We start from the raw sequence: 17,621 nt of genomic DNA, 5'->3' as shown, positions 1-17,621 counted from the left end.
GCGGTCCGGAGTCCGGAACGCCTTTCTTCGCTGCTGCCGCTCAGCTCCCCGTAGCGTCGGTTCGGAGCCGTGCCCGGTCCCAGGGGGCACTGGCGCGGAAGTACGTGTCGTAGACCTCCTGGACGTCCAGCAGGGACTCCGGGGGCAGCTTGCCGTAGGCGATGCGTTCGAGGTGGCGGAAGTACTCGAAGCGCTCCACGCCGGGCGTGATCACGATGAGGATGTCGGCGTTGTGGCCCGGGGCGGCGGCGAAGGCGTGGGCCAGCCCCGGCGGAACCACGACGAGGTCACCGCGTTCCGCGGTGACGACCTGGTCGCCGGAGAGGAGCTGGGCGGTGCCGTCGATCAGGTAGAAGAGTTCGGCGGAGTTGGCGTGGTGGTGCGGTTTGGCGCCGTCGGCGCCGTCCCTGAGGGTGACGCGCTGGGTGGACAGGGCGCCGCCGGTGGCACTGCTGTCCGCCAACAGCCGGATGGTGGTGGGTGCTTGGCCGACGATCTCGGCGTCGGCGGATCGGACGATCACGGATTCGCTGAAGTCGGGCGGCACGAGTGACATCGTCGTTCCTCCTCCTGGTTCCGGTCGGTCAGTGACCTGCCTCGCGCGGTGCGGCGACGGGCGGTTGCGCAGTGGCCGAATTGTCTCCGGTCCTGGATGCGGCTGGGATGCATTTGCCGAGGGTGATGAAGAGGAGGACCAGGCCCACGGTCAGGAGAACATGACCGAGCCCGGCGATGCCGGAGATGGCCTCACTGCTGGAGCGGCCGAGCACCGTCAGGGTCCCGTGCAGGGTCATCATCCCGACCGTGACTGCCAGGCCGGCGTTGTAGGTCCAGAAGAACCACCCGAAGAGCCGCTGGGAGGTCAGCGTGAACAGCTTCTCCAGCGCCAGGACGATGAGGAAGAAGAGCATGCCGAGAGCGAGTACATGGGTGTGCACGACGGCGAGTTGGGTGTCGCCCGTGAAGCCCTTCGTCTTGGTGAGTTCGCGATAGTAGAGGCCGCTGACCAGCCCGACGATCATGTAGATGTGGGCCGTGTTGAGGATCTTCCTCATCCGCGCTCGTCTCCCCCGGTGCGGTCGGTTGTACCCCCAACCTTGCGTAGGGCCCGTTCGAACATCAACGATGAACCTGATAACGACTCATAACCTGTGGCTTATACCTCCGAAGGACCGCACGTGGAGCTTCGCGACATCGAGATCTTTCTGACCCTCGCCCAGGAACTGCACTTCAGCCGTACCGCGGATCGCCTGCACATCACCCAGGCCCGGGTCAGTCAGTCGATCAAGAAGCAGGAGCGGCAGATCGGGGGCCTCCTGTTCGAGCGCACCAGCCGCGCGGTGCGGATGACACCGCTGGGCGAGCAACTGCACCGCGAACTCGGCGCCGGATACCGTCAGATCATGGACGGCATCGCCGCCGCGACCGCCATCGCCCGCGGGACCCACACCCTGACCGTCGGCACGATGGGTCCCCACTCCTGGATGCTCGCCGACGCCGTACGGCAGTTACGGGGGCGGCATCCGACGGTCCAGGTGCAGTTCCGTGAGATCCAGCCGCCCGCCCCGCTCGATCTGCTCCGCACGGGCGATGTGGACATCGCGGTGCTGTGGCTGCCGGTCGACGAACCCGACCTCACCGTCGGGCCGGTGGTGTACGTCTCGCGGACCATGCTCATGACCAGCACCACGCACCCCTACGCCCAGCGCGACGCGATCGTGCTGGAGGACCTCGCCGACTGCGCGTTCGTGGTCGGCCGGTCGCAGCCCGCCTTCATGGAAAAGGCCCTCAACCCGTTCCGCACCCCTTCCGGACGTCCCATCGCCCGTGGACCCGAGGTCTCCACCTGGCAGGAGACGCTCGCCACGGTCGCGGCCGGTCAGGCCGTCGCGGCGGTCTCCGCCGAGGCGGCGGACTTCTACGCGTGGCCCAGTCTCGCCTTCGTCCCGATCGTCGACGCCCCGCCCTGCCGGTGGGCGCTGGTATGGCGTACCGCCGCGGAGTCGCCGCTCGTGCGGGCCTTCGCGCAGATCCTCTCGGATGCGCCTCCGGCCGTCGGTGAGCACTGCTGGTGTTCGGTTCCGGCCACGGCTCCCGATGCCCGGGCGCCCAGGCGGACCATTCCGGCCCCGGCCCGTGCCGCGGATCCTCTTCCGGCCGGACGAGGGGGCCCGCCGAAGCAGGAACGCGCCCCGTCCGACCGTCCGCACGAGGTCACTTCGGGGCGGGGGAGCGGGAGCACCCCGGGCCGTTGATGCCGTGCCCTCAGGTTTCGTCGGTCGCGGCCAGGCGCCAGTGGCCGACCTCCCGGTACTCCGAGTCGTGGACGGCCGACCCGTCGCCCGGCTTCATCGGGTAGTGGTGGAGGTTCCCGCCCCAGTACCGGAGGATGCGCCCCAGTTCACCGGCGGCGTCCTCCGCCAATCGCCCCTCGTCCATGGTGACTTCCAGAAGGAACTTCACGATCGTCGTCTCCCCTCACGGATCCGGCCGGCCCGGCCCACCCGGGGCCGGCCTGAGGGTTAAATTGTTTCATTGACGCACCCTGTGAGACTTCGGAGGCCATCAGCACTGGTGTCCCGCTTCGGGTGCCGCAGAAGTTTCAACCGGGGGGTGAGATGCCGTGGCCGGGTGCGGGCATGCGTTCCACTTCGGGGCGAGCTCCGCACGGGCCGACGGCGGCCGATCGCCGCCGGGCACTCCGGGTGATGTGGGTGATCACCGGGTCGGTGCCCCGTGCCGGATACGGACAGGGCGTGGCGGCGGGCGGCGCTTGGTGGTCGAACGTCGATCGGGGTCGCCGAACTGCGGATCGTGTCGCGTCGGCTGACGGCGGTCGGACGGGGCGGGTGTGTGCCTGCGGAGAGCGGCTACAACGTGCTGGGGATGTACTTGTATCCGACGCCGATCACCGTGGCCAGAGCCTGCCGGTGGGGGTGGCCCAGGCGGCGGCGCAAGCGGGAGATGTGGACGTCCACGGTGCGGTCGCCGGCTTCGCTGGCGGGCCACACCGCATCCATGAGCTGCTGCCGGGAGTGCACCCGCAAGGGGCGGTGGTGGAGATAGGCCAGCAGGTCGAATTCCAGCCTGGGCAACTCCAGGCGCCTTCCGTCCACCTCGACGAGACGGCTGTCCGGGTCGACGTGAATCGGGTCCTCGGGCGTGTGGGCCGAGGTGGGGCCCGGCAGGGGTGGGGCCTTGGAGTCGCCCATGGGGGTGGGCGCGAGCACGATGTGTATCTGCGAGGAGTACTGGCTCACGGACACGGGCGCGAGGCCCTGTGCCGACAGGACCCATTTGCCGTGGTCCATCGGCTCTAAGACGACGCCTGACGCGCCGTACCGGTCGGGGACGCGACGCCCGAGGGACGCGGCCGCTCTCGAACCTTCCTGAACAATCATCAACTGGTAGCTCATTCCCTGGAATCAAGGGCGTGACCTGGCGGAATGGTGGGCGTGCGAGCAGCGCTGCGCCGCTGCGCGGCAGGCGGAACCGGCGGCACTCGCACACCTGAGCGCTCAGCGGCACACACTACATGTGACGATCCGACTTCGGAAGGTAGTGCTTGCTTCTGCATACGGCCGCAACGGACGGGCCCGTTGGATCGAGCCTCCGACATGCTGCTCCACGCCCGGGATTCCGTACGCGACGGGAGCGAGGACGCTTGCGGGCGGGATCCGGCCAACGCCGGGCCGCGCCGGCCGTCCCCGTCGGCGCAGTGGCGCCTCGGCCCGCCCGAGGGAACCGCGGCGACCGCGACGATCTCCGCCACGCCGCGACGCCGCGGGGGAGGGCCTACCTCACCGCGCCTGCGGCCGCAGCACCGGCCGCAGGGTCTCCAGCACCTCCGGGTCCTCGATCGTGGAGGGCACCGGCTCCTCCCGGCCGTCTGCGATGCCCCGCATCGTCCTGCGCAGGATCTTGCCCGAACGGGTCTTGGGAAGTGCCTCCACCACGGCCACGTCCCGGAACGCCGCGACCGGCCCGATATCCCTGCGCACCGCGGCCACCAGTTCGTCCTGCAACTGCTCCGCACCGATCGTGGCGCCGGCCTTGAGCACCACCAGTCCGCGCGGCAACTGCCCCTTCAACTGGTCGTGCACACCGATGACCGCGCACTCGGCGACGGCCGGATGTGCCGCGAGGACGGCCTCCATCGAGCCCGTCGAGAGCCGGTGCCCGGCCACGTTGATCACGTCATCCGTGCGGCCCATGACGAACAGGTAGCCGTCGGAGTCCCGGTAGCCGGAGTCCCCGGTCAGATAGTGGCCCTCGTACTCGGAGAGGTACGAGTCCACATACCGCCGGTCGTCCCCCCACAGGGTGGGCAGCGCACCCGGCGGCAGCGGCAGCCGGATCGCGATCGCGCCCTCCTGTCCCGCGGCCATCGCCTCGCCGCCCGCCCCCAGGATGCGCACGTCCCAGCCGGGCATCGGCACCGTCGCCGAGCCCGGTTTCGGCGGCAGGGGCTCCAGGCCGCGCGGGTTGGCGGCGATCGGCCAGCCGGTCTCGGTCTGCCACCAGTGGTCGACCACGGGAACGTCGAGCCGGTCGTGGGCCCAGTGGTAGGTCTCCGGATCCAGTCGCTCTCCCGCCAGGAAGAGCGTACGGAACGACGACAGGTCGTAGCGGGCCATCTCCGCACCCTCGGGGTCGGTCTTCTTGATGGCCCGCAGCGCCGTCGGCGCCGTGAACAGCGCCCGTACCCCGTGTTGCGAGATCACCCGCCAGAACGCGCCCGCGTCGGGGGTGCCCACCGGCTTGCCCTCGTAGAGCACCGTGGTGGCGCCGACCAGCAACGGCGCGTAGACGATGTAGGAGTGGCCCACGACCCAGCCGACGTCGGAGGCCGTCCACCACACGTCCTCCGGGCCGATGCCGTAGATCGCGCCCATCGTCCAGGCGAGCGCCACCGCGTGGCCGCCCGTGTCGCGGACGACGCCCTTGGGTCGGCCGGTGGTGCCGGAGGTGTAGAGCACGTACAGCGGATCCGTCGCCGCCACCGGCACCGGATCCGCGGGGGAGGCGTCGGCCACGAGCTCCGCCCAGTCGACGTGGTGCGCGCCCAACTTGGCCGGGGCCACGTCACGTTGCAGCACGACGACCTTGTCGGGCCGGTGCTCGGAAAGTTCGAGCGCCGCGTCGACGATCGGCAGGTACTCCACGATCCGGGTCGGCTCGATCCCGCAGGACGCGGCCACGATCACCTTCGGTGCGGCGTCGTCGATCCGCGCGGCCAACTCGCGTGGGGCGAATCCGCCGAAGACCACCGAGTGCACGGCGCCGATGCGCGCGCAGGCCAGCATGGCGACGACGGCCTCCGGCACCATCGGCATGTAGACCACGACCCGGTCGCCCCGGCCCACGCCCAGTGAACGCAGCGCACCCGCGAACCGGGCGACGTCGTCGCGGAGTTCCTCATAACTGAAGCGGCGCACCGTGCCGCCGGTCATGGGGGAGTCGTAGATCAGCGCGGTACGCCCGCCGTGGCCGCGCTCGACATGGCGGTCCAGGGCGTTGTAAGCGGTGTTGAGCTCCCCGTCCGGGAACCAGCGGTACAGCGGTGCACCGGAGGTGTCCAGTGCCCGGGTGGGCGGCCGGGTCCAGTCGATCGCGGCCGCGGCCTCCAGCCAGAACCCCTCCGGGTCCTCCAGACTTCGGCGGTAGCTGTCCTCGTACGCACCCATCAGCTCTCCTTTTCCCGGCCGTTGACCGGCGGCGGTCCGGAGGTGGACGTTACGGGCTGACCACCGACCGGACCAAGATCGCGGCCAGGCCGCCGTGCCGTAGGGGACCCCGCCACTACGCAGCACGGGCCCCGCAGCGACATCGCACGGGCACCGCCACGGCCGGCCGGCGCCCGCCGTGGACACGCTTCGTGCAGGTGACCGCGTCGGCCTCACCCGCGTCCGCGCGGGCGTGCCCCATGCCCTCCAGCTTGGCGCGTTCCCGGACGTGGCGCATCCGCCCGGCGCGCGGCATTCGCCACCCTGGCGTACAGTCCCCCTCCCGTCCCGACCGCCGTCCCAGGCGCCTGTGCCTTCTGCCGGTCGGCGACCGGCCTGCCGGCCACCTGCGGCCCTCCGCGTCCCGGCTCGCGTTGCGTCCCACGCACCGCGCATCCGGCCGCGCCGCGAGCCCTGTGCGGGGCACCGACACGGCCCGCGGAAGCCCCCAGCCCGTACCCTCGCTCCGTCTCTTCGGGTCGCCGGCGGGAGTGGCGACGCTCCGTCAGGTCAGCAGCTCGACAACCGGCGATATGGGCTCCCACCCCGGGTCACGCCCCGTCAGCCGGCCGGCCACCCGCGCCCACCCCTCCTCGTCGGTGCCGAGGCGGGTACGGACGAGCCCGGCGAGTTCCGACAGCGCGGTGCCCGCCTCGGCCGGGGCATCGGTGCGGCGTGCGGCAGCGCCGAGGTAGGCGAGCATCAGGGCGGCCGGGGCCGCGAGGTGCAGCAGGTCCGCTCCGGTCAGATTGCCCGAGGTGAGCAGGCCGTCGAGCTGTGTGGTGAGCGGGCAGTGGTACAGCCCGCCCAGGCCGTGGCGGGCCCGTGCGCGGGTGAGCTCCACGCCGTCGGCCAGGCCGTGCGGCCCCGGCTCCCGCACCCTCACCGCGTAGCGCATGCGCAGGTGCGCCGGGGCGTCCGGGTGGTTGACCAGCCGCTCCCAGTGAGGCAGAGGCTCTTGCTCGTGCGCGGCTTCCAGCGCGCCCCAGTCCACGCCGTCGGGGACGGCCGGCATCGCGCTCGTCACCTGCCAGGGGTGCCGCGCCCTCCGCAGCCGTGCCACGAGCTTCGCCGGGGCCAGCTCACGGTCGAGCCGGGCGCGGATCACCGCGACGGGATCGCCGGACGCCAGCGCCTTCACACACAGCTTGGTGGCGGCCTGGCCGAGCAGCTCGCGTGCCGCGAGGGCGGCGAGCCGCTGCGTTCCGCCGTGTTCGACCAAGTGCAGGCAGCCGTTGACCTGTTCGGCGAAGTTCGCTTCGCCCTTCATTCGGAGGAAGACCTCCTCGATCAGGTCCGGTTCGGCCGAGCCGAGCCAGTGCAGGCCCCCGACCGGCCGGGCCGACGGATCGGCCCGCAGCTCCGCCAGCACCAGCGCTCCGACCCCGCCGGTGTCGGCACCGGCGCGGGGGCGCGACCGGGCCACGATGCGGCGGGCGAGCGGGGTCGGGCATCCACTGCGCAGCAGGGCCAGGTCGACGTCGGGTTCCTCGAGGTCGACCAACCGGTCCACCAGGCCGGCGTCGAGCCGCCGGGACTGGCGGGCCAGGATGTGCAGCGCTCGTGGATCGCGGCCTGTGAGCAGCCGCTCGAACACGGTGCGCGGAGTGCGGTCGTGCCGCAGCAGATACGCGGCGAGGAGCCAGGGTCCGTCGGGGCCGAGCCGGGGCAGGGCCGCATCGACGACGTCGCCGTCGGCCAGGCACAGCAGAGTGCCCACCGGCCAGGCCCACAGATGGTTGCCGCGCTCGAGCAGGCCGATCGCCTCGTCGGGGGTGCGCGGGCGGGGCGTGGACACGGCTGATGCCGCCGCTTGCGGTGACCGGTGCCCGTCGGTGCCGCCCTCCGCGTGCGTCCGCTCCCCGGGGGGCGGTCCGGCATGGTTTCCGGACCGAGCCAGGGACAGCAACTCCACCCAGCTGGGCCCGTCCGAGTCGACGTCGTCGACGGGCTCGGCCGCGGCCGACGCCGTCTCGGCCAGCCGGAGCCAGGCCGCGGCGTCGCCGCCGAGCTCGGCACGGAACAGACGGGCGACTGCGCCCCGCCACGCCTCGGCGAACGCGAGCCGACGCCAGTCGTGCGGGAGGCGGATCATGCGGCGCGCCGGCAGCAGGGCCGGCAACTCGTCGGCCGGAAGGATGCCCTGGGTGTAGGCGCGTTCGGTGAGTCGCGCACTGGAACCCCAGGTCTGCGGGCGCTCGGCCCGCACCTCGGCGAGGGTGGGCGCGGTGTGCCGGCGGCCGGAGGGCAAGGGCTCCGTGCCGTGGGCCGCGCACGCCTGGACGAGCCACTCCGGGGTGGCCAGGCCGGGGGCGTCGTCCCCGTCGTGGCCGGCGAGGAATCGCAGCACATCGGGGTCGGTGGGCAGCGGGGCGTCGGCGGGCGCGACGGAGCGGAGGAGGTCGAGTGCCGCGAGAGCCGCGCGACCGTGACGACCGCGCGGCAGCGGGTGCGGTTCGCCGCCCTGCTCCGGGTGCGCCGCGACGCGGTCGTCGGCACCCGGGTCGGCGGATGCCTCCCCGCCCGTGTCCTCGTCGTCAGGGGCGGTCCGGCCGGCCTCGGCGATCAGCTCACGCAGGGTTCCCCGGTGGGCGGGCAGCAGGGCATCGAGAGCGGCCCAGGTCGCGGGGCGCTCGCCGAGGTGGTCGTCGGCCAGCGATCGCAGTTCGGCCACGGCGGTCTCGGAGAGCAGCTTCCGCTCGGCGAGCCCGGCGAGTGCGGTCACCGCATGGGCGGCCGGACGCGCGATGCGGATCAGCTCCACCGGGTCGAGCAGCCCGGCCGTGACCATGCCATCCGCCCAGCGGGCGGCTTGCGTGTCGAGCGGCTCCTCGGCCAGGCGCTCGGTGGGCGGGGTGTTGTTCCCGGCACGCCGGCCGCCGGCCCGCCAGGGCTCGTTCAGAACGCTGAGCCGGAAGGCCAGCCGCTGAGCGTCGCTCGCCGCCTCGTGGCGGGCGAGTTCCTCGCACGCCTTGGGCATGAACGGGGTTTTCCCATGGGCCTCGCTCAGGGCGTCCAGATCGTGCACGTACGGCTCGGACATCAGGTCGCGCAGGCTGCTGGTTCCCCGGGTCGTGGCCAGGAGTTCCGGCAGGCGCGCGGGGTCCGCGTAGGGCTCGCACCGCTCACGCAGTCCGAGCAGCGCGCGGCCCGACCCGTCGTCCTCGGCCAGGGCGTCGGTGACGGCCGAGACGACGGGCCGGCCCAGATGACGGACGACGGTCCGGTCGTCCAGCAGGGTGCGCACGGCCCCGGGCCCGGTGCGTTCCCAGACCCGGACCAGCGCGTACTGCTGGGCGACGCCGCGGGGGCCGACGGTCAACGCCCTGGCCACGAGCTGTGGATCCCCGGAGCCGAGCAGCGGAGCGAGCCAGGTGCGCGGCGGGTCCCCGCTCGGGTCGGTCAGTTCGGCGCGCAGGGTCTCGTCCATCGGCACCGAGTCGAGGCGGTGCGCGAGGGCGCGACGCAATGACTGAGTGGCGCGCGGACTGCGGTAGACGGCGGCCCCGACCCGGGGGTCCCCGGTGGCGAGCAGCCGGGACAGCACCCGGGTGTCGAGTCGCGGGTGGCGGGCCAGGGAAACGCGGCTGCGGGAGTCGCCGTGCTCGATGACCGCGGTGACGAGGCCCGGTCCCGGCATCGTTCCGCCGGCGAGCAGCGCCTCCAGTGTGCGGTCGGGCAGCGCGGCCAGGGCGTTGGCCGCGTGCTCGGGACGGGCGTGCTCCAGCAGCAGGGCCAGCGTGGTGTGCACACTGCGGGGCGCGGGTGGGCGGAGCTCGCCCGGCGCGGGCGACGGCGCCGGGGGCGGAACGTTGGCGAGCAGCGCGGGCAGGGTGCCACGATGGCCGGCGAGGGCGTCGTGCGCACCGAGCCACCTCTCCGGTGAGCCCGCGAGGTGCCGCTCCACCAACTCCCGCAGCCGGCCCGCCGCATGGTCGTCGATCCCGCCCACGGAGGTGACCGCGGTGGCGACCGTGCGCGCCGGGCGTGTCTCCTCGACCGCCCTCAGCGCCGCGTCCGCCGCGCCCAGGAGCGTATCCGCACCGTCGGCAGGGCGGGACTGCGCCAGGATGGCGCGTACGACGTCGGCGGCGGAACCGTCTTGCGTGCTTCTCATGAACACCATGCTAGGAACGGGGTCTGACAGTCGGTCGTTTGTGCCGCACCCGGCGGGGCGGCCCGGGCGGAGGACGCCAACAGACCTGGGCCTCAGGCGCATTGCGCACTCCTCCTCGCCCTCATCGGGGGGCCGGTCGCCCGGCAGAATGCGAGGGCCGCCCGCCCCGGAGCCGCCGGCAGCCCGTCCCCGTCCACGCCCCCGACGGCCGTGGACCACCGAGGCCTGGCGAGCCTGCCGGACCGGTGCGCTCGCCCGGCCGCGAGAAGCGGCTGCACCCCGTTCGGGACCGCTGCCCGCTCCGTGCGCCGCTGTGTGCACCTGGCCACGGGCCGATTCCGCCCCGGTCACATGCCCCGCGCGTCGCCCTGCCGATGTCCGTCCGGGCCCGTCGCCCCTGCCGATATCCGCCCGCCCCGGGCCTGGCATGAAGCTCTGAATGATGGTTCACTTCTTGCATGGTCTACCGCAAGACTCCTGCCGTGCACGACCGACTGGCCGCCGCCAAGGACCGTCTCGTGGACCGGGCCACCTGCGTGGTCGCCGAGGTGGGCTGGACCGCCGCCTCGGTCACCGCCGTCGCGGCCGCGGCCGGCATGTCCGCCGGGTCGGTGTACCAGCACTTCCCGTCCAAGGCCGCACTCGCGGTCGAGGTGTTCCGCCGCGCCTCGGGGCGGGAGCTCGAGGTGCTGGGCGACGTGCTGCGCCAGGGCAGCGGCAACCCGGTCGAGCGGCTGGCCGTGGGCGTGGGCGTGTTCGCCCGGCGCGCCCTGGAGGCGCGAGGTCTGGCCTACGCCCTGCTCGCCGCCCCGGCCGAGCCCGCGGTCGGGCAGGAGCGGCTGGAGTTCCGGCGCCGCTACCGCGACCTGTTCGCCGAGGTGATCCACGAGGGTGTCGATGCCGGGCTGCTGCCCGAGCAGGACCCGCAGATCACCGCCGCGGCCCTGACCGGTGCGATCGGCGAGGTTCTGGTCGACCCGCTGGCCACGCCCGCCGAGGACGCCACCGACCACCTGATCGCCGAACTGACCGCCATGTCCCTGCGCTGCGCGGGCGCCCGCCCCGCCCCCGCACACCGTTGATCCCGGGAGCCGCACCGATGACCACGACCGCCGCCAACCCCCCGCTGCACAGCAGGCTCAGCGCGCGTACGCACGAGGTGTTCAACCAGGCCCCGCCGCTCGTCGGCCACGACGTCGCCGACGACCCGGCCCTTCTCGAGGGGGTACGACGGGAAGGGGCCGAGTGGTATCTGGACGACCTGCACCGGATCGGCCTTCTCGCAGGCAGTGAGGACGCCCAGCGCTGGGCCGTCGACTCCAACACCCACGAGCCGGTGCTGCGCACCCACGACCGCTACGGCAACCGGGTCGACGAGGTCGACTTCCACCCCTCGTACCACGCACTGATGGACGTGGCCATCCGGGAGGGTCTCGGCGGCGCGCCCTGGGCCGAGGACAGGCCGGGCGTCCATGTCGCGCGTGCCGCCGGCTTCATGGTGTGGAGCAGCGTCGAGCAGGGCCACGGCTGCCCCGTCTCGATGACCTACGCCGTCGTCCCGGCCCTGCGCTCCACGACTGAACTGGCCGAGATCTACGAGCCGTTGCTGACCAGTCGTGTCTACGACCCCGGTCTGCGGGCACCGGCCGCGAAGCGCGGCCTCCTGGCCGGGATGGGCATGACCGAGAAGCAGGGCGGCACCGACGTCCGGGCGAACACCACCACCGCCACCGAGCAGCCCGACGGCACCTGGCGGCTGCGCGGCCACAAGTGGTTCACCAGCGCACCGATGAACGACCTGTTCCTCGTGCTGGCCCAGGCCCCCGGTGGGCTGTCCTGCTTCCTCGTTCCGCGGGTGCTCCCGGACGGCAGCCGCAACACCTTCCGCATCCAGCGGCTGAAGGACAAGCTCGGCAACCGCAGCAACGCCAGCAGTGAGCCGGAGTTCGACGACACCGTCGCCTGGCTCGTCGGCCAGGAGGGCCGCGGCGTGCGCACCATCATCGACATGGTCACCATGACCCGCCTCGACTGCATCCTCGGCTCGGCCACCGGCACCCGTGCCGCGCTGGTGCAGGCGGCCCACCACATCCGCCACCGCTCGGTGTTCGGCGCCAAGCTCATCGACCAGCCGCTGATGCGCAACGTCATCGCCGACCTGGCCCTCGAGTCGGAGGCCGCCACCACCCTCGCGCTGCGGATCGCCGGCGCGGCCGACCGCGCCCAGCGCGGCGACGGCGCGGAGCAGGCCTTTCTGCGTCTGGCCACCGCCGTCGGCAAGTACTGGGTCTGCAAGCGCCAGCCCGCGGCGGTGGCGGAGGCGCTGGAGTGCCTCGGCGGAAACGGATACGACGAGGCGTCCGGCTTGCCGAGGCTCTATCGAGAGGCCCCGCTCAACGGCATCTGGGAGGGATCCGGCAACGTCAACGCCCTCGACGTACTGCGCGCCCTGACCCGCGAACCCGGAACGCTGGACGCATACCGGGCGGAGGTCGAGGCGGCCGCAGGGGCCGACACCCGGCTCGACCACGCCTGGCGCGAACTGCGCGCGCAGCTCGTGCCGAGCGAGGACGCCGAAATCGGCGCCCGTCGGCTCGTCGAGCGCATGGCACTGGTCCTCCAGGGTTCGCTCCTCGTCCGGTACGCGCCCGCGGCGGTCGCCGACGCCTTCTGCGCCTCCCGTCTCACCGGAGACCGCGGTCTCGCCTTCGGCACCCTGCCGACCGGCCTCGACCTCGCCGCCGTCATCGACCGCATCCCGGGCGCCACCGGCTGAATGAGGGGCGCCCGGGCCGGCCGGAAGCCGTGTCGTCCCGGGCGCCCCGTGTCGTCCCTGGCGCCGGTCCGCGTACGAACGCACGCCGTGGGCGGCGGCCGACCGCCTCGCACGACGGCACGCGGTGTGGGGTCAGGGCGAAGGCCCGAACCACGAATCCGTCGTCCCGCTCAGGGGGCACCTTTCGGGATCGCTGGTCATGACCTTGTCGACGGTGGGGTCGTGACGGTCGGCGCGACGGGGGCGGCCGCAGACGGTCTCGCGCGGACGACGGCCTGGTCGCCCCGTGGCCCGAACAGATGCAGGATCTCCACGGCGCTCGTGCCCGCCGGACCGAACCAGTGCGGTTCGGAGGTGTCGAACTCGGCCACTTCGCCGGGGGCGAGTGTGACGTCGTGCTCTCCGAGCAGGAGGCGCAGCTCGCCCGCGAGGACGTAGAGCCACTCGTAGCCGCCATGGGTCACCAGTTTCGGCTCCCGCGGTGCCAGAACCTGCTTGAACACCTGCACCCGGCCCGGGTACTGCGTGAGCGGCACGAGGACGCTGCCGTGCCCCTTGTGCAAGGGCTTGAGATGCACCCGCGGATCACCGCTGGCCGGCGCGGCCACCAGCTGGTCGAGTGCGACGCGGTGGGCACGCGCGAGCGGGATCAGCAGGTCCAGGGTCGGGCGCCGCTTGCCCGACTCGAGACGGGACAGCGTGCTCACCGAGATCCCGGTGGTGGCCGCGAGGGCCTCCAGCGTGAGCCCCCGGTCCCTGCGCAGCGTCCGCAGCCGAGGCCCGATGCCGTCGAGGATCTGCTCCAGTTCCGCATCCATGGGGCCATTTTTGCAGCCTCAGCAAAAACCGTGGGCGGCGGTGGCCGTCCGGCCCGAGCCTTGCCGGGCAGGTGCTCCCGGATGTGAGAGGTTGACCGTGACCGTGACGTTTCCCCCTGTTCAGCCCGTGCTCAGTGCGCGCAGACGCTGGACGGTGCTGGCCGTCTGCTGCTTGAGCATGTTCCTGGTGGGTCTGGACACCACCATCGTCAATGTGGCTCTGCCCGCCATCGGACGCGGCCTGGACGCCGGGACCCGCGGTCTCGAATGGACCGTCGACGCGTACACCCTCGTCCTGGCCGGCCTCCTGATCTCCTCCGGTGCGCTGGCGGACCGCTTCGGACGCCGACGGGTGTTCCGGACTGGGCTGGCCGTGTTCGGCGTGGCCTCGCTGGTCTGCGCGCTGGCCCCCTCGGTCGGCACACTCGTCGCGGCCCGTGCCGTCCAGGGAATCGGCGCCTCGATGCTCAGCCCCGTGGCGCTCGCGATCGTGGTGAGCGCGATGCCCGATCCGAAGGAGCGCGCGCAGGCGATCGGCGTCTGGGCATCGGTCTTCGGGCTCAGCATGGCCGCTGGTCCGCCGGCGGGCGGCGCCCTCATCGCGGCGTTCGGCTGGCGGTCGGTGTTCTGGGTCAATGCGCCGGTCATCCTGGCCGCGCTCGTGCTCAGCGCCGTGTACGTGCCGGAGTCCCGGGCGGCGCGTGCGCAGCGGCTCGATCTGCCGGGCCAGGCCCTGCTGACCGCGGTCATCGGGACATCGGTCGGTGTCCTGATCGAAGGGCCGCACCTCGGCTGGACGTCGCTCGCGGCACTGGCCGCGTATGCGTTCGCTGCCGTGGCGACGGCCGGATTCGTGTGGGTCGAGATCCGTCGGCGCGAACCGCTGATGGACCTGCGGCTCTTCCGGCGACCGGCCTTCAGCAGTGCGGTCCTTGGAGCCGGGGCGGTCTTCGTCGCCCTGGCCGTGACGCTGCTGCTCAACACCCTCTATCTTCAGCACACCCGGGGATGGACGCCGCTGGCGGTCGGCGTGTCGACCCTGCCCATGGCGCTCGGAGCGACCGTCTGCGCACCCTTGTCCGGGCTGCTGGTCGGTCGCGTCGGGCCGCGGCTGCCGCTCGTCCTGGCCGGAGGCTTCATCGCGGTCGGCGGACTCTGCCTGGTCCGGCTCGACCCGCACACGAGCCTGCTGCTGCTTCTGTCGGCCTACCTGTTCATCGGCATCGGGTTCGGCTTCGCCAACGCCCCGATCACCAACGCCGCAGTGAGCGGACTGCCTCCCGCCCGTGCCGGTGTGGCCGGCGCGATCACGTCCACCGCGCGCCAGTTCGGCTCCGCGGTCGGCATCGCCATCGCGGGCGGACTGGTCGCGGGTACCGGCCCGACGGGGCTGGCGCACGCCTCCCGCCCCGGCTGGATGCTGGTCGCCGCCTGCGGAGCCTTTCTGCTCCTCGTGGCCCGCGCATCGCGGCCCGCGAAGGACACGAAGCCCACCGCGCCCGAGGACGTACGGCGATCCGCATGACCCGTCGCGCCACACCGGCGTCGGTCGACGGGCGGCACCGCCGGGTCGCCGGGTGGCGTGCGAGGCGCTTGCGGGCCAACGGAACGGGGATCCCCGTCAGCTGCACTGCCAGGTGAACATCGCACGGTCGAAGCGGCGTTCGGCCAGGTCCTCGGGGCGTATCAGCCAGTACAGACTGCCGCAGTCGCCCCACATCATGCCGGCGTCGTCGTCGGAGCCGAACTGGGCGAGCAGCACCCAGCGGAGGGCCTCCTCCTCGATACGGGGGTCGTTCCACGGTGGGCTGCCGAGAACGCCGTGGGCGACCTCGGACTCCACCTCGTCCTGCTCCGGGTCGGCATGGCCACCGAGTTGGTGCACACTCGAGCCGATGTCCCACAGGGCCTCCCTGAAGTCGTCGTCCCACAGGGGGTGGTCGTCGGACATCGGAGCGAACTCCCGGTAGACCACCGGATGCCAGAGGTACGGCGCCGTCGTCTGCACGCGCGCTGTCAACGCCACCTGGGGGTACGGCCGAATGCCCTCCGGCGCCGCTCGCTCTGCGACGGCGACGCCCGCCGGTATGTACAGCACTCGCGCTCCGGCCCAGCTGCCGGGGTCACGGGGCGCGACCCTCGCCCGGCCGTCGTCCAACTGCCCGTCGAAGTGGAAGAAGGCCAGCGTGCCGTCCACGGGCAGGGCGATGTCCAGGGCGGCGGAGGGGAGCGCGGCGCAGTCGACCGAAGCGATGAAGGAGAGCGGTCCGTAGCCCTCCCACACAGGCCACTCCCCGTCCTCCGGAAGCTCCGGCAGGCCGCCCAGCCGGCCGACGAGCGGCTCCGCACCGCCACCAGCGGGCGAGGCGTTCTCCAGGCTCAGCGCCGGACGGAACAGACCGGTCCAGCGCTCGGCGATCTCGGCGGGCAGGTACTCGCGGGCGAGCGCGTGCAGTGCGTCGGTGGTGCTCTGTGTCATGGGAACGATGATGCACGGGCCCACTGACAACGGACCGCCCTGGAACGTGATGGGCGGCCGGCCGGCGCAACTCGGTTCGTCGTCAGGTGTCCTGGGTGTCAGTGGCGCGCAGTACGTTCCGGCCATGGGTATCTATCTGGTCAGTGTCGGCGCGGAGGAATGGTTCGGTGAGGAGGAGGGCGGGTGGGGTGAAGTCGCCTCGGCGCTGAACGAAGAGCTGAGGCGGCGGGGTCTGGCGCCCTACGAGTCGGTGCCCGGGAAAGGGGAATGCGTCCGTGGTTCGGGCCAGGCTTTCGAGGAGAAGCTGATCCCGTCCATGGACGGGTTCGCAGCGCTGTGCCAGGCACACCTCTCGCGCACGGAGGTGGAGGCCGTCTGCGGCTGGACGGTGCTGGTGCCGGTGTCACTGGACGAGGAGATCCGGTTGCCCTTCGAGAGCAGCTACACGGATTCGACCGTGATCGTCGGTGCTCCTCAGGTACTGGCCCACGTCGAGCGACTGGCGGCAGCCATCGAACTTCCGGCCGAGGCGCCGACGACGTGCGACAACCTCGACCTGACCATGTGGTTCATGGACGGAGCGGCGAAGGAACTTGCCGCGTCCCGACCGGGACCATGGGGCGACGATCTGGATACGGCCTTCTACGTCGCGCTGTACCTGCGCGCCGCCCAGCACTCACTGCGGCGCGGCTGCCCGATGGTCTACTGCTGATCTCGCGAGTGGCGGGGTTCTCCTCGGACCGGAAGCCCGGGACCCTCGCCGCACGGTTCTCCAGTACGGACCCGGCCAGGCCCCTGCCCAGGAGACACTCCTGGGCGGGTGTGCTGCCTCGCGCAGGTGCCGCGGGCGTGGACTCTGCGTCACTGCGCGGGTGCCCGGGCGGCGGCCCAGCAGGCCGTGCCGAGGAGGTCGTGGCCCGCGGGGGAGGCGAGCCAGTCGTCCAGGGCGGCCCTGTCCACCGCCGTGTACCGTCCCGCGGCGGCCAATGCGGGGGCGAGCTGGTCGAGGTTCGAGAGGAAGAACCTCGTCGCGTTCCGGTCGTGGCCGAGCACCAACGGGTGGTAGTCCGTCGCGATGGCGGTCAGCCCGGCATCGGCCAGCATGGTGGGCGTCCGCCGGTGGACCGTCGCGTCGCTGCCCATCTGGTCGCTCAGAAGGCCGGTGACGGCGCGCACGGCGGTACGGACCGGAAGGTGGGGGGAGTGCTCGCCCGCGGTGAGGTCGATACCCTCCAGGGCAAGCCATCCGCCGGGCCTGAGCCATCGCGCTGCCCGTCCGACCACCCGACCGGGTTCGGGGAGATGGGCCAGAAGCCCTCGGGCGTGGACGAGGTCGAAGGACCGGGGCGGGAAGTCCTCGTGGCGGACGTCGTGCCGCAGGACACGAAGGTTGGCCGGGCCTTCGTTCAGGAACCTGGTGTCGATGTCGGTGGCGACGGTCTCGCCGTCGGGGGCGCTTTCGGCGAGCCAGCAGGCGAGCGAGCCCGCTCCGGCTCCCAGCTCTGCGCAACGCCACCAGGGCTGCGGGTCCAGACGCCGCAGGCAGGCCCGGGAGAACGGGTCCCACATGTCCTGGAGGTTCCTCAACCTCCGTAGTTCCGAGGGTTCTTCATGGCTGATGCTGCTGGCGGCGTAGTCGGCCCACTGCCGTTCGGTCATGGTGCCTCGGCCTCCTCGAGCTGCGCGGTCGGCACGTCGGTCCGGC

The 17,621-nt window shown here is 72.4% G+C and carries 14 protein-coding genes; 5 read left to right on the top strand and 9 right to left on the bottom strand.

The features are described from left to right. Positions 1-40: 40 nt before the first annotated feature. Together ACWCP6_RS27375 and ACWCP6_RS27370 are read right to left on the bottom strand one after the other, a co-directional pair. Positions 41-556 (bottom strand): cupin domain-containing protein, encoded by a 516-nt coding sequence (locus ACWCP6_RS27375; RefSeq protein ID WP_450935233.1) that lies wholly within the window; start codon positions 554-556, stop codon positions 41-43. Positions 557-584: 28 nt separating this feature from the next. After that, complete coding sequence (locus tag ACWCP6_RS27370; RefSeq protein WP_450935232.1) at positions 585-1,055, bottom strand: DUF2871 domain-containing protein; 471 nt, start codon at positions 1,053-1,055, stop codon at positions 585-587. Positions 1,056-1,178: 123 nt separating this feature from the next. Between ACWCP6_RS27370 and ACWCP6_RS27365 the strand changes: the two genes are divergently transcribed. Then, entirely contained in the window at positions 1,179-2,255 is a 1,077-nt protein-coding gene (locus tag ACWCP6_RS27365; RefSeq protein WP_450935231.1) for a LysR family transcriptional regulator, read from the top strand. Positions 2,256-2,265: 10 nt separating this feature from the next. Here ACWCP6_RS27365 and ACWCP6_RS27360 read toward each other — a convergent pair whose 3' ends face one another. The 4 genes from ACWCP6_RS27360 to ACWCP6_RS27345 all read right to left on the bottom strand — a co-directional run bounded on the left by ACWCP6_RS27360 (position 2,266) and on the right by ACWCP6_RS27345 (position 9,843). Beyond that, the gene (locus ACWCP6_RS27360) at positions 2,266-2,463 is read right to left on the bottom strand and encodes a hypothetical protein (protein WP_450935230.1); all 198 of its coding nucleotides are present in this window, start codon (positions 2,461-2,463) and stop codon (positions 2,266-2,268) included. Between the two features lie 407 nt (positions 2,464-2,870). Next, positions 2,871-3,311, bottom strand: a complete 441-nt coding sequence (locus tag ACWCP6_RS27355) for a winged helix-turn-helix domain-containing protein (protein ID WP_450935229.1) — start codon at positions 3,309-3,311, stop codon at positions 2,871-2,873. A 489-nt stretch (positions 3,312-3,800) separates the two neighbouring features. After that, a complete protein-coding gene (locus ACWCP6_RS27350; RefSeq protein ID WP_450935228.1) occupies positions 3,801-5,687 on the bottom strand; it encodes a propionyl-CoA synthetase in 1,887 nt (628 codons plus the stop codon). 544 nt (positions 5,688-6,231) lie between these two features. Then, positions 6,232-9,843, bottom strand: coding sequence for a hypothetical protein (locus ACWCP6_RS27345; RefSeq protein ID WP_450935227.1), 3,612 nt, complete (start codon positions 9,841-9,843; stop codon positions 6,232-6,234). Between the two features lie 458 nt (positions 9,844-10,301). Between ACWCP6_RS27345 and ACWCP6_RS27340 the strand changes: the two genes are divergently transcribed. Continuing rightward, positions 10,302-10,925 (top strand): TetR/AcrR family transcriptional regulator, encoded by a 624-nt coding sequence (locus tag ACWCP6_RS27340; protein ID WP_450935226.1) that lies wholly within the window; start codon positions 10,302-10,304, stop codon positions 10,923-10,925. 17 nt (positions 10,926-10,942) lie between these two features. After that, a complete protein-coding gene (locus ACWCP6_RS27335; protein WP_450935225.1) occupies positions 10,943-12,619 on the top strand; it encodes an acyl-CoA dehydrogenase family protein in 1,677 nt (558 codons plus the stop codon). 197 nt (positions 12,620-12,816) lie between these two features. Here the strand turns inward: ACWCP6_RS27335 and ACWCP6_RS27330 are convergent, their stop codons facing one another. Beyond that, positions 12,817-13,437 (bottom strand): helix-turn-helix domain-containing protein, encoded by a 621-nt coding sequence (locus ACWCP6_RS27330; protein WP_450935224.1) that lies wholly within the window; start codon positions 13,435-13,437, stop codon positions 12,817-12,819. A gap of 103 nt (positions 13,438-13,540) precedes the next feature. Between ACWCP6_RS27330 and ACWCP6_RS27325 the strand changes: the two genes are divergently transcribed. Next, positions 13,541-14,962 (top strand): MFS transporter, encoded by a 1,422-nt coding sequence (locus tag ACWCP6_RS27325; protein ID WP_450935223.1) that lies wholly within the window; start codon positions 13,541-13,543, stop codon positions 14,960-14,962. Between the two features lie 96 nt (positions 14,963-15,058). Here the strand turns inward: ACWCP6_RS27325 and ACWCP6_RS27320 are convergent, their stop codons facing one another. Next, positions 15,059-15,916 (bottom strand): YwqG family protein, encoded by an 858-nt coding sequence (locus ACWCP6_RS27320; RefSeq protein WP_450935222.1) that lies wholly within the window; start codon positions 15,914-15,916, stop codon positions 15,059-15,061. Positions 15,917-16,040: 124 nt separating this feature from the next. Between ACWCP6_RS27320 and ACWCP6_RS27315 the strand changes: the two genes are divergently transcribed. Beyond that, positions 16,041-16,628 carry a hypothetical protein gene (locus ACWCP6_RS27315; protein ID WP_450935221.1) on the top strand — a complete coding sequence of 196 codons (588 nt, stop codon included), beginning with the start codon at positions 16,041-16,043 and terminating at the stop codon, positions 16,626-16,628. A 149-nt stretch (positions 16,629-16,777) separates the two neighbouring features. Here the strand turns inward: ACWCP6_RS27315 and ACWCP6_RS27310 are convergent, their stop codons facing one another. Continuing rightward, complete coding sequence (locus ACWCP6_RS27310; RefSeq protein ID WP_450935220.1) at positions 16,778-17,575, bottom strand: methyltransferase domain-containing protein; 798 nt, start codon at positions 17,573-17,575, stop codon at positions 16,778-16,780. Between the last annotated feature and the right edge of the window lie 46 nt (positions 17,576-17,621).

It is taken from the genome of Streptomyces sp. NPDC002004 (assembly GCF_053593975.1).
The sequence above is the reverse complement of the archived record's forward strand: the minus strand, read 5'-3'. Positions and strand labels throughout refer to the sequence as shown.

Coding starts and splice junctions, on each gene's coding strand:
- ACWCP6_RS27310 (WP_450935220.1), bottom strand. CDS start 17,575: ATGACCGAACGGCAGTGGGCCGACTACGCCGCCAGCAGCATCAGCCAT.
- ACWCP6_RS27355 (WP_450935229.1), bottom strand. CDS start 3,311: ATGGACCACGGCAAATGGGTCCTGTCGGCACAGGGCCTCGCGCCCGTG.
- ACWCP6_RS27350 (WP_450935228.1), bottom strand. CDS start 5,687: ATGGGTGCGTACGAGGACAGCTACCGCCGAAGTCTGGAGGACCCGGAG.
- ACWCP6_RS27370 (WP_450935232.1), bottom strand. CDS start 1,055: ATGAGGAAGATCCTCAACACGGCCCACATCTACATGATCGTCGGGCTG.
- ACWCP6_RS27335 (WP_450935225.1), top strand. CDS start 10,943: ATGACCACGACCGCCGCCAACCCCCCGCTGCACAGCAGGCTCAGCGCG.
- ACWCP6_RS27375 (WP_450935233.1), bottom strand. CDS start 556: ATGTCACTCGTGCCGCCCGACTTCAGCGAATCCGTGATCGTCCGATCC.
- ACWCP6_RS27315 (WP_450935221.1), top strand. CDS start 16,041: ATGGGTATCTATCTGGTCAGTGTCGGCGCGGAGGAATGGTTCGGTGAG.
- ACWCP6_RS27330 (WP_450935224.1), bottom strand. CDS start 13,437: ATGGATGCGGAACTGGAGCAGATCCTCGACGGCATCGGGCCTCGGCTG.
- ACWCP6_RS27320 (WP_450935222.1), bottom strand. CDS start 15,916: ATGACACAGAGCACCACCGACGCACTGCACGCGCTCGCCCGCGAGTAC.
- ACWCP6_RS27345 (WP_450935227.1), bottom strand. CDS start 9,843: ATGAGAAGCACGCAAGACGGTTCCGCCGCCGACGTCGTACGCGCCATC.
- ACWCP6_RS27340 (WP_450935226.1), top strand. CDS start 10,302: ATGGTCTACCGCAAGACTCCTGCCGTGCACGACCGACTGGCCGCCGCC.